This is a genomic window from Tateyamaria omphalii (genome assembly GCF_014651375.1).
In the GTDB taxonomy this organism is placed as follows: domain Bacteria; phylum Pseudomonadota; class Alphaproteobacteria; order Rhodobacterales; family Rhodobacteraceae; genus Tateyamaria; species Tateyamaria omphalii.
Window position 1 is genome coordinate 762,307 of the sequence record NZ_BMWT01000001.1, and the last position, 15,277, is coordinate 777,583.

General features: G+C 60.8%; 11 protein-coding genes. 8 read left to right on the forward strand and 3 right to left on the reverse strand.

What is annotated here, in order from left to right; translation table 11 throughout:
• Nucleotides 1-18: 18 nt before the first annotated feature.
• Genes glgC through IE087_RS03635 form a run of 4 tightly spaced genes read left to right on the forward strand, consistent with a single transcriptional unit; the run spans nt 19 to nt 6,447 of the window.
• Nucleotides 19-1,269, forward strand: a complete 1,251-nt coding sequence (gene glgC, locus IE087_RS03620) for a glucose-1-phosphate adenylyltransferase (protein ID WP_189368332.1) — start codon at nt 19-21, stop codon at nt 1,267-1,269.
• Complete coding sequence (gene glgA / locus IE087_RS03625) at nt 1,266-2,690, forward strand: glycogen synthase GlgA (protein ID WP_189367752.1); 1,425 nt, start codon at nt 1,266-1,268, stop codon at nt 2,688-2,690. Before glgC ends, glgA begins: the two co-directional genes overlap by 4 nt.
• Nucleotides 2,687-4,819 (forward strand): glycogen debranching protein GlgX, encoded by a 2,133-nt coding sequence (gene glgX / locus IE087_RS03630; protein ID WP_189367754.1) that lies wholly within the window; start codon nt 2,687-2,689, stop codon nt 4,817-4,819. Before glgA ends, glgX begins: the two co-directional genes overlap by 4 nt.
• Nucleotides 4,816-6,447 (forward strand): alpha-D-glucose phosphate-specific phosphoglucomutase, encoded by a 1,632-nt coding sequence (locus IE087_RS03635; RefSeq protein WP_189367756.1) that lies wholly within the window; start codon nt 4,816-4,818, stop codon nt 6,445-6,447. Before glgX ends, IE087_RS03635 begins: the two co-directional genes overlap by 4 nt.
• A 14-nt stretch (nt 6,448-6,461) precedes the next feature.
• On the opposite strand, the gene IE087_RS03640 is transcribed toward IE087_RS03635, so the two are convergent.
• Both IE087_RS03640 and IE087_RS03645 read right to left on the reverse strand, forming a co-directional pair.
• Nucleotides 6,462-9,215: a [protein-PII] uridylyltransferase gene (locus IE087_RS03640; RefSeq protein WP_373296478.1), complete on the reverse strand. Its 2,754-nt coding sequence runs from the start codon at nt 9,213-9,215 to the stop codon at nt 6,462-6,464.
• 31 nt (nt 9,216-9,246) lie between these two features.
• Nucleotides 9,247-10,437 carry a penicillin-binding protein activator gene (locus IE087_RS03645; RefSeq protein ID WP_189367759.1) on the reverse strand — a complete coding sequence of 397 codons (1,191 nt, stop codon included), beginning with the start codon at nt 10,435-10,437 and terminating at the stop codon, nt 9,247-9,249.
• Nucleotides 10,438-10,526: 89 nt separating this feature from the next.
• Between IE087_RS03645 and rsmI the strand changes: the two genes are divergently transcribed.
• From rsmI to IE087_RS03665, 4 genes are all read left to right on the forward strand, one after another.
• Complete coding sequence (gene rsmI / locus IE087_RS03650) at nt 10,527-11,390, forward strand: 16S rRNA (cytidine(1402)-2'-O)-methyltransferase (protein WP_189367760.1); 864 nt, start codon at nt 10,527-10,529, stop codon at nt 11,388-11,390.
• Between the two features lie 81 nt (nt 11,391-11,471).
• Nucleotides 11,472-11,819 (forward strand): YraN family protein, encoded by a 348-nt coding sequence (locus IE087_RS03655; protein WP_229801246.1) that lies wholly within the window; start codon nt 11,472-11,474, stop codon nt 11,817-11,819.
• Between the two features lie 101 nt (nt 11,820-11,920).
• The gene (gshB, locus tag IE087_RS03660) at nt 11,921-12,856 is read left to right on the forward strand and encodes a glutathione synthase (protein WP_189367764.1); all 936 of its coding nucleotides are present in this window, start codon (nt 11,921-11,923) and stop codon (nt 12,854-12,856) included.
• Complete coding sequence (locus IE087_RS03665; RefSeq protein ID WP_189367765.1) at nt 12,853-13,764, forward strand: alpha/beta hydrolase; 912 nt, start codon at nt 12,853-12,855, stop codon at nt 13,762-13,764. The genes gshB and IE087_RS03665 overlap by 4 nt, the downstream gene beginning before the upstream one ends.
• Here IE087_RS03665 and IE087_RS03670 read toward each other — a convergent pair.
• Nucleotides 13,734-15,245, reverse strand: a complete 1,512-nt coding sequence (locus IE087_RS03670; protein ID WP_189367767.1) for a YifB family Mg chelatase-like AAA ATPase — start codon at nt 15,243-15,245, stop codon at nt 13,734-13,736. The genes IE087_RS03665 and IE087_RS03670 overlap by 31 nt on opposite strands.
• Nucleotides 15,246-15,277: the final 32 nt, after the last annotated feature.

Here is a 15,277-nt window from a genome sequence, read left to right on the forward strand (position 1 = left end):
GGAACAGATATGGCGGACATGACACGCTTGTCTCAGAGGTCGATGGCATTCGTGCTGGCGGGGGGGCGTGGGTCGCGCCTGAAAGAGCTGACGGACCGGCGTGTGAAGCCTGCTGTTTATTTCGGCGGCAAGACCCGGATCGTCGATTTTGCCCTGTCCAACGCGGTCAATTCCGGCATCCGCCGCATGGCCGTCGCCACGCAATACAAGGCCCATTCCCTGATCCGCCATTGCCAGCGTGGCTGGAACTTCTTTCGCGCCGAGCGGAACGAGTTTCTGGATATCCTGCCTGCCTCGCAGCGCGTGTCCGAGGAGATGTGGTACCGCGGGACAGCCGATGCGGTAACGCAAAACATTGATATCGTTGACAGTTACGGTGTCGAATACATCGTGATCCTGGCGGGTGACCACATCTACAAGATGGATTACGAGATCATGTTGCGCCAGCATGTGGAGCAGGGGGCCGATGTGACCGTGGGCTGCCTGACCGTGCCGCGCGCTGACGCGTCTGCCTTTGGCGTCATGGCGGTGGATGAACATAGCCAGATCACGTCATTTCTGGAAAAGCCCGCCGATCCACCCAGCACGCCCGAGGACCCGACCAAGGCGTTGGCGTCGATGGGCATTTACGTGTTCAATTGGAAGTACCTGCGCGAGTTGCTGATCGCTGATGCGGCGGACCCGAATTCCAGTCACGATTTCGGCAATGACCTGATCCCCGAGATTGTGAAGGGCGGCAAGGCCGTGGCGCACCGGTTCGATGACAGCTGTGTCCGGGCAACAGGTGCGCCGAGTTACTGGCGGGATGTAGGGACGCTGGATGCGTTCTGGGAGGCCAATATCGACCTCACCGATTTCACGCCCGAGCTGGATTTGTGGGATCAGAACTGGCCCATCTGGACCTATTCCGAAAGCGTGCCGCCGGCCAAGTTCATCCATGATGAGAAGGACCGGCGCGGCGTGGCGATTTCGTCCATGGTGTCGGGCGGGTGCATCATCTCGGGCACTGAGGTGCGCAATTCGCTGCTGTTCACGCAGGTGCACACCAATTCATATGCCGTGCTGGATCATTCCGTTGTGCTGCCCAATGTGGTTATCAACCGGTCCGCGAGGTTGCGGAAATGTGTGATTGATCGGGGGGTGGAGATACCGACCGGTCTGGTTGTAGGGGAGGACCCGGTGGAGGATGCCAAGTTCTTCCGTGTGTCGGAGAAGGGCACGACCCTGATCACCAAGGAGATGGTGGAGGCATGGAAGGCCGCGCAATGACAAAGGTTCTGTCCGTTGCGTCCGAATGTGCGCCGCTGGTCAAGACCGGCGGCCTTGCGGATGTGGCTGGCGCTTTGCCCGGCGCCGTGGCGCCTCTGGGCATTGAGATGCGGACGTTGTTGCCCGGCTATCCAGCGGTGATGGATGCGCTGGGTGGCGCAGATACCGTTGCGGAGATTTCTGATCTCTTTGGCGGCGCGGCACGGCTGCTTTCAGGTCAGGCGGCGGGGCTGGACTTGTTTGTTCTGGATGCGCCGCATTTGTTTGATCGCGGGGCGGGTATCTATCTGAATGACGATGGCGTCGATTGGCCGGACAACCCGGAACGCTATGCCGCATTGTGCCGAGTTGCGGCGGATGTTGCGGGTGGAGTGTTGGGTGATTGGCGGCCCGATCTGGTGCACTGCCATGATTGGCAGGCGGGGTTGGTGCCCTACTATCTGAAGCGCAGCGGCTTTCCTGTGCCGAGCGTGCTGACCATTCACAACATTGCCTTTCAGGGGTTGGTGCCAATGGCGCGGGCCAAGGTGCTGGGTATTGCCAAGCGCGACCTGACCCGCGAAGGCGTGGAATATTGGGGGCAGATTTCGGCATTGAAAGCTGGTCTGGTCTGGGCTGATCGGTTGACGACCGTGTCGCCAACCTACGCCCGGGAATTGATGACGTCAGACTTTGGCATGGGGCTCGATGGCGTGTTGCAGACGCGCAAGGCCGATCTGTCTGGCATTCTCAACGGTATTGATCTGGATGTGTGGTCGCCCGAGGTCGACAGCCACATTCAGACCTACAAGACCCCGCGCGGAAAGGCGGCCAACAAGAAAGCCTTGCGCGCGGAGTTCGAGTTGCCGGAGACGGATGGTCCGCTGTGTGTGGTCGTGTCCCGGCTGACCGAGCAGAAGGGGCTGGACCTGCTTCTGGATGCCCTGCCAGCGCTGCTCGACAGGGGCGGGCAGTTGGCGTTGCTCGGGTCAGGTGATCCGACGCTGGAAAAGGCATTTGCCGAATATGATCACCCCCATGTTGCAGCTCGCATCGGGTATGACGAGGCGCTGTCCCACCGAATGATGGCGGGGGGTGATGCGATCCTTGTGCCGTCACGGTTCGAGCCGTGCGGGCTGACCCAGCTTTACGGTCTGCAGTACGGCACCTTGCCGGTTGTGGCGTTGACGGGCGGGCTGGCGGACACGGTCATCCCGGCTACCCCCGCGACCATGGCAAAGCAAGTCGCGACCGGGCTGCAGTTCCATCCGGTGACGGCGGACGCCCTCTCAAACGCGCTGATGCAGCTTTGTGACCTTTTCGCTGCGCCCAAGCTGTGGTCAAAGATGCAGCGAAACGCGATGGCGCAGCCCGTGGGGTGGGCGCCATCGGCTGCGGCTTATGCTGCGCTGTATGACGACCTGGTAAAGGCTGCTGGATGACACCATTCCAACTGAGCGCGGGCCGCCCGCACCCTCTGGGGGCCACCTTCGACGGTGAAGGCGTGAACTTTGCTGTGTTTTCCCAACACGCGACCCGTGTGGTGCTGTGTCTGTGCGACGATCAGGGGCGCGAGGTGTACCTTGTCGATCTGGCCGAGCGCGAGGGGCATATCTGGCATGGCTACATCGCCGGGCTGCGTCCGGGGCAGCAATATGGCTACCGCGTCCATGGCCCTTATGCGCCTGAGGAAGGGCACCGCTTCAATCCCTACAAGCTGCTGATGGACCCTTATGCCAAGCGGTTAGCAGGGCACGTACAGTGGCATGACGCGCTTTATGGTTACGAGATTGGCCATGCGGACAAGGACCTGAGTTTCGATAAACGAGACAGCGCGCCCTACATGCCACGATCTGTCGTGGTCGATCCGGCGTTTACATGGGGGCGCAGCGAGCGACTGCGTCTTGACACACCATGGTCCGACACGGTCATTTACGAGGCCCACGTCAAAGGGCTGACGGCGCGGCGCAGGGACGTGCCCCATGCAGGACGGTTCCTTGGGATGGCGTCAGACCAGATGCTGGAGCACCTGACCGATCTGGGGGTGACGGCGATCGAGTTGATGCCAGCGCAGGCCGCTGTGGACGACCGGTTTCTGGTGGACAAGGTGCTGAGCAACTACTGGGGCTACATGACTTACGGGTTCTTTGCGCCCGAGCCGAAATATCTGAGCAACCACGACATATCCGAGTTCCAGCAGATGGTGGCGCGGTTCCACGCTGCCGGGATCGAGGTGATCATGGATGTGGTTTATAACCACACCGCCGAAGGAGATCAGCACGGACCTACCTTGAGTTTCCGCGGGTTTGACAACGCGAGCTATTACCGGCTGACCGACGATCCGCGGTACTATGTGAACGACACAGGCTGCGGTAACACGCTGGATCTGGATCACCCCTTTGTCCTGCGCATGGTGATGGATTCCCTGCGGTATTGGGTTGAGGTGATGCATGTGGACGGGTTCCGGTTTGACCTCGCTTCGACCCTTGCCCGCACGTCTGGTGGGTTTGACCGCGACGGCCCCTTCTGCCGCGCCATCCGGCAGGACCCGGTGCTGAACAAGGTCAAGATGATTGCCGAGCCGTGGGACGTGGGACCGGGTGGGTATCAGTTGGGCGCCTTCCCGTCGCCCTTTGCCGAGTGGAATGACAAGTATCGGGACAGTGTGCGCAAATTCTGGCGCGGCGATGCCTGCATCACCCGCAAGCTTGCGGGGCATGTGACCGGATCGGCCTTGCGTTTCGACCACGACGGACGGCCCGCCACGTCGTCGATCAACTTTGTCACCGCCCATGACGGTTTCACGCTGATGGATACGGTCAGCTACAATGAAAAGCACAATGCGGCGAATGGTGAAGGCAACCGCGACGGGCATGATCATAACTGTTCCGACAATTGCGGGGTGGAGGGGCCGACAGAGGACCCGGCTATTCTGGCCCTGCGTGCCCAGCGGCGGCGCAATATGCTGGCGACCCTGATGCTGAGCCAGGGTACACCGATGATTCTCGCGGGCGACGAGTTGGGCAACTCACAAGGTGGCAACAACAACGCCTATTGTCAGGACAACGAGATTGGATGGGTCAACTGGGACGAGGCTGACCCGGATTTCCTGGCCTTCTGTCGCCAGATCATTGCCTTCCGCAAATCCAGCCCCATCCTGCGCCAGAAGCGGTTCCTGCATGCAGGCAAACGAGCGGTGGATGGAAAGCCGGACGTGTTCTGGCGCAAGGCCGATGGCACCGCGATGGCAGAAGAGGATTGGCAGCGGCCCGAGCTGAAATTTCTTGGGGTCGAGATGCGGATGGCGCGTGGCACCCCCGCCTATGAACCGCGCCTTGGCGCCATTTACATCCTGTTCAATGCAGGCGGCAAAACCCGGGCAACATTGCCCGAGGCCTTGCCGGGCCACCGCTGGCAGCGGGTCATCGACACCTCCGGTCAAGTGGGCGGGGCTGTGCGCGCCGGTGCCGTGACCATTGCGCCGAACAGTGTCGTTGCGCTTGAGCTCTGCCCTATTGGCGGCAGACCCGTGGGCGCGTCAGCATTTCAGAAAAGAAAGATTGAAGCATGAGTGTTCAGACAATTCAGACCACGCCAATCGACGGCCAGAAACCTGGCACCAGTGGCCTGCGCAAGAAGACAGCGGTGTTCATGCAGCCTGGCTATCTTGAGAACTACACGCAGGCCATTTTCGACGGCATCGGTGGGATTTCCAGTAAGACCCTCGTGGTGGGTGGCGATGGTCGGTATTTCAACGACGTGGCTATCGGGACCATCCTGCGCATGGCGGCGGCTAATGGCGCTGCCAAGTGCATCGTCGGGCAAGGTGGGTTGTTGTCCACGCCTGCGGCTTCGCACCTGATCCGCAAGCGCAAGGCCGATGGCGGGCTGATCCTGTCCGCCAGTCACAACCCGGGCGGGCCGGATGCGGACTTTGGCTTGAAGTACAACGGTCCCAATGGCGGGCCTGCGACCGAGGGCGTGACCGAAAAAATCTTTGCCCGGACGATGGAGATTGACGCCTATCACATTCTGGAAGGTGGTGATATCGACCTGGATACGCAGGGCGACAGCCAGTTGGGTGACATGCAGATCGAGATTGTCGACCCGGTCGCAGACTATGCCGAGTTGATGGGGACGTTGTTTGACTTTGATGCCATTGCAGGCCTTTTCCGTGGCGGTTTTCGCATGTGTTTTGACGCCATGCACGCGGTCACCGGACCTTATGCGCATGAGATACTGGAGAGGCGCCTGGGCGCGCCTGCGGGCACAGTGATGAACGGCACGCCGAGCCCTGATTTCGGGGGCGGTCACCCAGACCCGAACCCGGTCTGGGCCAAGGTGCTAATGGATGTGATGTGTGCCAAGGATGCGCCTGATTTCGGGGCGGCGTCGGACGGCGACGGTGATCGTAACATGATCGTCGGGCGGCGGTGCTATGTGAGCCCATCGGACAGCCTTGCCTTGCTGGCCGACAAGGCCGATCTGGCACCCGGCTATGCCGCTGGTCTGGCTGGTGTGGCCCGATCCATGCCCACCTCTGCCGCTGCAGATCGCGTCGCTGAGGCTAAAGGCATGGCCCATTTCGAAACGCCCACCGGCTGGAAGTTCTTTGGCAACCTTCTCGATGCGGACAAGGTGACGCTGTGCGGTGAAGAAAGCGCAGGCACCGGGTCAAACCATGTGCGGGAGAAGGATGGGTTGTGGGCGGTTCTGTTGTGGCTGAACATCCTTGCCGTGACGGGCAAATCCGTGTCGGAGTTGATGGAAGCGCATTGGACGACCTATGGGCGCAACTACTATTCGCGCCATGACTACGAGGCCGTCGACAGCCCGGTGGCCAATGATCTGATCGCCGATCTGCGCGAACGTCTGGGCGAACTGCCGGGGCAAAAAGTTGGCGTGCTCACGGTGTCGGGTGCCGATGAGTTTGCCTATGACGACCCGGTGGACGGGTCCACATCGACCGGTCAGGGCATACGCATCTATTTCGAAGGAGGCGGACGTGCAGTGTTCCGCCTGTCCGGCACCGGTACTGACGGGGCCACGCTGCGTGTCTATCTGGAGCAGTTGGAGACTGCCCCGGATGCGCTGGATCAGGACCCGCAAGATGCGCTGGCCGGGATCATTGCCGCTGCTGACACACTGGCCGAGATCAAGGCACGAACGGGCCGTGATGGCCCCGATGTCATCACCTGACCACGCGAGGGTGGTTACTGTGCCGCCCGTTCCGCACCTTCGGCGATGGCTGCCCGCAGCTTTTTCTCAAGCGTACGTTGTTTGGCCTCGGAGTAGTACTTCAGCCCGAACATGTCCTTGACATAGAAGGTATCGACCACCTGTTCGCCATAGGTCGCGATGACTGCGTTTGCGATGTAGACATTCGACGCCGCCAGCGTACGCGTCAGGTCGTGCAGAAGGCCGGGACGGTCGCGGGTGTCGACCTCGATAATCGTGTAGATGTCGGACCCGTCATTGTCGAAGGTGATGTGCGTGGGCACCCTGAACGCCTTTTCGCGCTTCTTGACCTTGTCGCGATCCTTGATCGCCTCGCGGGTGATCACCTCGCCCGCAAGCGTCCGTTCGATCATCTTGCGCAGGCGGGGCAGGCGGCTGGCCTCGTAAGGGTTGCCATCGGCATCCTGTATCCAGAACGCGTCGGTCACATACCCGTCCGAAGTGGTGTAGCTGCGCGCGTCGACCACGTTTGCCCCAACCAGCGCCAGTGCGCCAGTAAGACGCGCAAAGATGCCGGGGTGATCAGGCATAACAAAGCAGGCGCGGGTGGCATCCCGGTCTTCGTCCGGGTGCAGGTCCATGGCGATTTCGTTCTCGCCGATGTCGCGCAGAAGATTGGCAAAGACGACATGGGCCGTGACATGCAGGCCCTGCCAATAAGGATCGTAGTGTCGCGCGGTTTCGGTTTGCAGGTCCTTGCGCGGCCAGTCGGCCAACTCGGCCCGGAGGGTTTTCTTTGCTTCTGTCCCACGGCCTTCGCGGGTCAAGGCCTCCATTCCGTCTTCAAGCGCACGGCGCGTCTGGCGATAGAGTGCGCGGATCAGTACGGCCTTCCAGTTGTTCCACGTGGTGGGGCCAACGCCACGGATGTCGCAGACCGTCAGCACACAAAGCAGGTCCAGCCGTTTGACAGTCTGCACCGCCTTGGCAAAGTCGCGCACGGTCCGTGGATCGGCGATGTCGCGCTTCTGGGCCATGTCGGACATCAGCAGGTGATAGCGCACCAGCCATTCAACCGTATCTATGTCGTCCTGTTTCAGGCCAAGTCGGGGCGCGATCTTGCGGACCATGTGCGCGCCGAGGATCGAGTGATCTTCTGACCGTCCCTTGCCGATGTCATGCAGCAGAAGCGCCACATAGAGCACCTTGCGGTTCACGCCTTCCTTCAGGATCGAAGAAGCGACCGGCAGGTCCTCTTCCAATTCGTCGCGCTCTATCATGGCAAGCTGCGCGATGCATTGGATGATGTGTTCATCCACCGTGTAGGAGTGGTACATGTTGAACTGCATCATCGCGACGATGGGTTCAAATTCGGGGATGAAGGCCGATAGAACCCCCAGCTCGTTCATCCGTCGCAGGGCGCGTTCGGGGTTGCCGTGTTTCAGCAGCAGATCGAGGAAAATGCGCTGAGCTTCTGGCGTCGTACGCATGTCATCGTCGATCAGGTTCAGGTGCGACTTGATGAGGCGCATAGCGTCCGGGTGGATCAGCATGCCCGTGCGCAGCGCTTCCTCGAATATGCGCAGGAGGTTCAGCTTGTCTTCGAGAAATGCGTTGTCATCGGCGATCGCGATCCGATTGTGGATCACCTGATAGCCGTGTTTGATGCGCGGCTTGCGTTTGAACAACCGCTCCAGCAGCGGTTCTGCCTTGATATGCGTGGCCTCGAGCTTGGTCAGGAAGATGCGCGTAAGGTCGCCCACCTCGGTTGCATGCAGGAAGTAATCCTGCATGAACCACTCCACGGCACGCCGCCCATCCTTGTCTTCGTAGCGCATGTCGTCGGCTACGGCGACTTGCAGGTCAAAGGTCAACTGTTCCGTGGCCCGGCCCGAGATCAGGTGCATGTGGCAGCGGGTAGCCCACAGGAAATCCTCGGCCGCAACAAAGGCGTCGAACTCGTCATCCGTGAACAGGCCCAGCGGCACAAGGTCGGCCGCATCCTGCACCTTGTGGATGTACTTGCCGATCCAGAACAGCGATTGCAGGTCGCGCAACCCGCCCTTGCCCTCTTTCACGTTCGGTTCGACGACGTAGCGTTGTCCTTGCCGCACGTGCCGTGCGTCTCGTTCGGCCAGCTTGGCCTCGATAAAGTCGCGCTCGGTTCCGTTGAACAGATCGGTCCGCAGCTTGGTATCCAGCTCCTTAGCCAGCGCGGTATCGCCAAAGAGGAAGCGGTGTTCCAGCATGGCGGTGCGGATGGTGAAATCCTCGCCCCCAAGCCGCAGGCAATCCCGCACAGTGCGGCTGGAATGCCCAACCTTCAGCTTGAGATCCCACAGGATATACAGCGTGGTTTCGATCACGCTTTCGGCCCAGGGGGTGATTTTGTAGGGCGTAAGAAACAGCAGATCCACGTCCGAGAACGGGGCCATTTCGCCCCGTCCGTAACCACCTACAGCTAGTAGTGCAAGCCGCTCGCCATTGGTGGGGTTCGGGTTTGGATGCATCAGCGTTTGCGCCGTGCGCAGAGCCGCGTGAACCAGGCAATCGGTCAGGAAGGCATAGGCCTGCGTCGTGGGACGCGACGCAAATGGATCCGCCCGAAAGGCTGATGCTATCGCTGCGCGACCCGCTTTCTGCGCCTCTTTCAGATGGGAAACAATGGCGGCGCGCTCTGGCTTGGTGTCCAGAAGCGCATCAAAAGCGCCGCCATCGAAAATATCGGAGGCGGCGCAGATCAGGTGTTCGTCAGGCGTCTTTGGAGCCTGAATGGCGGTGTCGCTCAATACGCTCTCCGTTGTGGCCGTAGCGCCGGAATCAGAAGCCTGCGCCGCCAAAGCCGCGGGGCGCGGCGTCTATCACGACAACCTTATTGTCGCGAATCGTGGCAATGGCCAGCCCCCGTTGGTTGGTGCCGTCGGGCCGCAATCGAAAGATACCTGACGCGCCCTGAAAACCTGAACCCTGGGTTAGGGCCGCACCGGTGAGTGCGCCTGAGTTGCCCTGGGCGGCAAGGGCGCCGATGGCTGCAATGCCATCAAAGGCCAACCCGGCCAGTGGGTGCGGCGCGCTGCCATAGGCGGATTGGTACTTAGACTGGAATGCCGAGGACCGCGCCGGGTCCGGCAATGCAAACCATCCACCTTGAACGCCTGGAAGTTCCAGAGTTTGCGGTGGCAAATCCCAACGTGTGAGGCCGATATACTGCGTGGCAGTTGGGCTTATACCAGCCTCAGGAAGCAGTTGTGACAAGAGCGGTAGGTCTGCTGCAGACGCCGCAGTCAGAAACACTGCATTTGCGCCGGAACTGTCGACAGCCGACTTTACCCGCGGTACCGCTGCAACCAATCCTTGTTGTGACAGCGGATAGTCCACAGCGTCCACCATGGTGCCTCCACTGCGGGAGATCGCTTGCTGGATAGCATTGCGACCCAGTTGGCCGGCGACGTCCTGGGCGTGCACAACGACGACACGGTCCCTGCCTTGGCGGGTGGCATAGCTGACCAGCCGGTTTGCCGTGTTGTCAAAGGTCGATCCGAGGACAAAAACATTGCCGCCCGCAATTGTCGTGTTGTTCGAAAAAGCCAGAACATTCACGTTCTGCGGGGCGACAGCCACGCCTGCGGCATTTGCTGCCTCGGCATAGAGCGGACCCACGATGATCTGGGCGCCATCATTGACGGCCTGCGATGCTTGGCTGGCGGCGGTACCGGCATTGCCGGCGGTCCCGTATACCCGCAGGTCAATCTGCACCCCTTGCAGATCGCGCATGGCAAGACGTGCCGCGTTTTCCAGATTGTTCGCCAACAACTCATCACTGGCCTGGCCGGACCCGCGGGGCACCAACAATGCCACCGGAACCGGTTTTGATGTATCAATCCGAGGCCCGCTGGACGATCCTCCAATTCCGCCCAAGGCGGCTGGGTCACAAGCGGCCAGTGCAAGCGCGGCCACGGGCACGATTGCCCGCCGCGCCGCCTTGCGCAGAGTCTTGAAAAACGCAAACATATACTGTCACTCCCTAGGTGCAGGGCATGACATTCGCCTGCCCGGTCATTGGTGGCAGATAATAAACGTCAAGAAAGGCGGGTCCAGCGTTGAATCATGTCAAGGTGCCCTTGTCCGCGGGCCTGTGGTTCGTGGGTGTGCCGATCGGGACGGCGCGGGATATCACTTTGCGGGCACTTGACGTGCTTGCCTCTGCGGATGTGCTCGTGGCCGAAGATACGCGATCCCTGCGCAAGCTGATGGACATTCACGGCGTGCCGCTTGAGGGGCGCCGGATCGAGTCATTGCACGAGCATTCAAAGGGTACACAGGTCACACGGCTGGTCGCGCGCGCGGCAGGTGGCGAAAGCGTGGCTTATGCATCCGAAGCGGGAATGCCCTTGATCGCCGACCCCGGATTCGAGCTTGGACGCGCCGCGCGTGCTGCGGGTGTTGCTGTGACATGCGCGCCGGGTCCATCGGCCGTTCTGACGGCGTTGGTGGTCGGTGGATTGCCGACTGATGCCTTTCATTTTGGCGGGTTCCTGCCCGCATCGCGTTCTGCACGGCAGAAGGCGATGCAAGATCTGTCAGATGTAAAGGCCACGCTTGTGCTCTACGAATCGCCTAAACGTGTCGCCGCATTGCTCGCAGACGCGGTCGAGGTTCTGGGGGCGGACCGGCAGGCCACGGTGTGCCGTGAGTTGACCAAGAAATTCGAAGATGTGCGAACTGGCACGTTGGCTGAACTGGCGCAGGTATTCCAGAACACGACGCCAAAGGGCGAAATTGTCGTGCTGATTGGCCGCGCAGAGACAGTGGCTGTTAAGGAAAAAGACATTGATGGTGCGCTACGCTCAGCGCTGAATGATATGTCGGTGAAGGACGCGGCTGCGTTTGTGGCGGAAACACTGGATGTGCCGCGCAGGCGGGTCTACCAACGGGCGTTGGAATTGGCGCGTAACAACCAATGATGTGAAAGGTGACGCATGGCGCGGCACGAGCGATGTTTTGATACAGGCCAGCCGCTTGATACGCGTGTGGCGCGCGGTCACATGTCGTATCACGCCGGCATGGCAGCCGAGCAGATCGTTGCACGCGCCTATATTGCGGCGGGTTACAAGTTGGTGGCCGAACGCTGGCGCGGACGTTGCGGTGAAGTCGATCTGATTTTCTCGACGGCGATGGGGATCGTCATGGTCGAAGTGAAAACCAGCAAATCTCTTGCCGCCGCTGCTGCGCATCTGACCCCGACGCAGGTCAAACGCCTGTGTGCGACGGCAGATGAATACCTCGCAACCCTCTCCGATGGGGCGATGACCGATGTCCGGTTTGATGTCGCGTTGGTTGACCAGACGGGTGCAGCCGAATTTCTTGAAAATGCCTTTGCGGGGTATGTCTGAACCCGTGCGCAGGACGTTCTGCGACATTGCACAGCAGCTTGCCATTGCGTGACCGCCTTTGCTGCGCCATCTAGAGGCGCAGACTATTGCGGAGTTGCGCCATGAAGATTGCCTTTCAGATGGACCCGATCGGGGCCGTGGACATCAATGCGGACAGCAGTTTCCGCCTTGCAGAAGAGGCGCAAGCCCGGGGTCATTCCCTGTTTTTCTATTCCCCCGATCACCTTGCCTATCAGGAAGGACGCATAACGGCCCGCGGCCATGACTTCACGGTCCAGCGGGTGCAGGGAGAACACGCACAGTTTGGTCTCGAGCAGGAAGTCGACCTGGCCGATTTCGATGTCATATGGCTGCGGCAGGATCCGCCCTTTGACATGCATTACATCACCTCGACGCATTTGCTGGATCGCCTGAAAGGGCAGGCACTGGTGGTGAATGATCCGTTCTGGGTCCGGAACTATCCCGAGAAGCTGCTGGTGCTGGATTTCCCGGACCTCACACCACCCACCACGATTGCCCGTGATCTGGACACGATCAAGGCGTTCAAAGCCAAGCATGGCGATGTGATCCTGAAGCCGCTTTATGGCAACGGTGGTGCGGGCGTGTTCCGTCTGGACGCCAATGATCGCAACCTGACCTCGTTGCATGAACTCTTTACCGGCTTCAGTCGCGAACCGTTGATCGTGCAAAAATTCCTGCCGGATGTGTCGAATGGCGACAAGCGCGTGATCCTTGTGGATGGCGAGGCCGTGGGTGCCATCAACCGTGTGCCCGCTGCGGGCGAGACCCGGTCGAACATGCATGTGGGCGGGCGGCCAGAAAAGATCGGCCTGACCGACCGCGATCTTGAGATTTGCGCAGCCATTGGGCCCTTGCTGAAGGAAAAGGGGCAGGTCTTTGTCGGTATTGATGTCATTGGCGACTATCTGACCGAGATCAACGTGACTTCACCCACCGGCATCCAGGAGTTGGAACGGTTTGACGGCGTCAATATTGCCGAGAAAATCTGGCAGGCCATCGAGGCAAAGATCGGATGAGCCTTCTTCGCCCTCTTCTCAACACCTATCTGCGCCTGACGGAAAAGACGCATATGCAAAACGCGTCAGGACCCGACGCCTTGCGCCGCAGCCTGGAAACAAAAGCACGCCTGCTGTTTCATGCGCCTCTGTCCATGCGCTTGAAACGTGGGACACTTGCGGGGGTAGAGGCCCTTTGGGTGACGCCTCGAACGGGTGATGAGCCGCAAGCGACTATTTTGTACTTCCATGGCGGCGGCTTCGTATTCGGTTCGCCGCAAACGCATGGCGCCATGATCGCTGCACTTGCCAAACGGTCGGGCGCAAGGGCGGTGTTGCCCCGCTACCCCTTGGCTCCGGAGCATCCGTTTCCCGCCGCATTGGATCGCGCGATCGCGGCCTATCAAGCCTGCCGTGCAGAGGGTGGCCCCGTGATCATCGGAGGGGACAGTGCCGGTGGCGGCTTGGCGCTTTCCCTGCTTGCACATCTATTGACTGAAGGTGAGCAGACCCCGGATGCGGTTTTCGCATTCTCTCCGCTCACGGATCTGACCTTTTCCGGTGCAAGCATTCGCGAAAATGCCAAATCTGACGTTGTCTTGCCGGCTGAACGGGCAAGTGAAATGCTGCAGATGTACTTGAATGGAGAAGACGCCACCAATCCGCTGGCCAGCCCTTTGTTTGCCGATTTTGCCAGTGCGCCGCCAATTTGGATCACGGCAGGGGACACGGAAATCCTGCTGGATGACAGTCGTCGGACCGCTGAACGGATGCAGGGACAGGGAGTCGATGTAACCTATGTCGAGGAACATGATCTGCCGCACGTCTGGCCCCTGTTCCACAACACGTTACCCGAGGCGCGGCGCACCCTTAATGCACTGGCCGCGTGGATCAAATCTCAGACAGGAACCAGTGCCGGGACACGGTAGCTGACCGCCTCGGCCACGTGCGGTTTGCGCACATCGTCTGACCCGTCGAGGTCGGCAATTGTCCGGGCCACGCGGAGCACGCGGTGATAGCCACGTGCCGACAAGCCAAACCGATCCGCGACCTTGGTGAGTAGTGCGCGCCCGTCGGCATCAGGGGCTGCGTATTCATCCAGTGCGGCACCACTCAGGTCCGCATTGCTGCGCATCCCCGTATCGGCCAAGCGCGCGCCTTGTAGTTGACGCGCCGCATTGACCCGCGCAGCGACGGTGGCAGAGCTGTCGCCCGAAGCCGGCAGGTCAAGGTCCGTATAGGTCACCGGCGGCACATCGACCCGCAGATCGAACCGATCCATGAGGGGGCCAGAAATGCGCCCCATATAGTCTTCTCCGCAGGCAGGTGCGCGGCCACAGGCGCGGGAAGCGTCCGACAGGTAGCCGCATTTGCAAGGGTTTGCAGCAGCCACCAGCATGAACCGGCAGGGGTATTTGATGTGATTGTTGGCGCGGGCCACCATGACCTCGCCCGTCTCGATCGGTTGGCGCAGAGTTTCGAGGACGGTGCGCGGAAACTCGGGGAACTCGTCCATGAATAGGACACCATTATGGGCCAGCGACACCTCACCCGGCTTGGCCCCGCGTCCGCCACCAATGATCGCGGCCATAGAGGCAGTGTGGTGCGGTTCGCGGAACGGGCGATCCATTGAAATGCCCCCTGCATCCAGCAATCCAGCCAGGGAATGGATCATCGAGGTTTCAAGCGCCTCCATCGCCGAGAGCGGCGGCATGATACCAGGCAGGCGTGCGGCCAGCATGGACTTGCCGGATCCGGGCGTGCCGACCATCAGGAAGTGGTGCCGTCCGGCAGCGGCCACTTCCATCGCGCGTTTGGCGCGTTCTTGTCCTTTTACATCGCGCAGATCAGGAAGACCGGTACCACTGGCGATCTGCCCGGCCTTTGCGGGTTCCAGTGGGACCTGTCCCGTGTAGTGCCGCACGACGTCACCAAGAGAGGCCGCAGCGATCACCTTGGTGGCGTCGACCCAAGCCGCTTCAGCCCCGGATCCGGCGGGGCAGAGCAACCCTCGGTCCTGTTCGGCCGCAGCCATAGCGGCGGGCAATGCACCCAGAACAGGAACAAGGGTGCCGTCCAGTGACAGCTCACCAAGGGCAACAGTGCCCTCCACAGTGTCCTCCGGCAGTATGCCGAGTGCGGCCAACAGAGCAAGGGCGATCGGCAGGTCGAAATGCGATCCTTCCTTCGGCAGGTCTGCGGGCGACAGGTTGATCGTGATCCGTTTCGACGGCAGCGCAATGGACATGGCGGTCAGGGCGGCGCGCACCCTGTCTCGGGCTTCGGAAACGGCCTTGTCCGGCAAACCGACAATTGAAAAGGCGGGCAAGCCCGGGGTCATGGCGCATTGCACCTCGACTTCTCGCGCGTCCACGCCCTGAAATGCAACCGTATAGGCCCGTGCGACCATCACCATCTCCCTCACTCTTGGTTAACGGTTAC

Bases quoted from the DNA above. Each gene is read 5' to 3' on its own strand.
- glgC (WP_189368332.1), top strand. From the start codon at position 19: ATGACACGCTTGTCTCAGAGGTCGATGGCATTCGTGCTGGCGGGGGGG.
- glgA (WP_189367752.1), top strand. From the start codon at position 1,266: ATGACAAAGGTTCTGTCCGTTGCGTCCGAATGTGCGCCGCTGGTCAAG.
- glgX (WP_189367754.1), top strand. From the start codon at position 2,687: ATGACACCATTCCAACTGAGCGCGGGCCGCCCGCACCCTCTGGGGGCC.
- IE087_RS03635 (WP_189367756.1), top strand. From the start codon at position 4,816: ATGAGTGTTCAGACAATTCAGACCACGCCAATCGACGGCCAGAAACCT.
- IE087_RS03645 (WP_189367759.1), bottom strand. From the start codon at position 10,437: ATGTTTGCGTTTTTCAAGACTCTGCGCAAGGCGGCGCGGCGGGCAATC.
- IE087_RS03655 (WP_229801246.1), top strand. From the start codon at position 11,472: ATGTCGTATCACGCCGGCATGGCAGCCGAGCAGATCGTTGCACGCGCC.
- gshB (WP_189367764.1), top strand. From the start codon at position 11,921: ATGAAGATTGCCTTTCAGATGGACCCGATCGGGGCCGTGGACATCAAT.
- IE087_RS03665 (WP_189367765.1), top strand. From the start codon at position 12,853: ATGAGCCTTCTTCGCCCTCTTCTCAACACCTATCTGCGCCTGACGGAA.
- IE087_RS03670 (WP_189367767.1), bottom strand. From the start codon at position 15,245: ATGGTCGCACGGGCCTATACGGTTGCATTTCAGGGCGTGGACGCGCGA.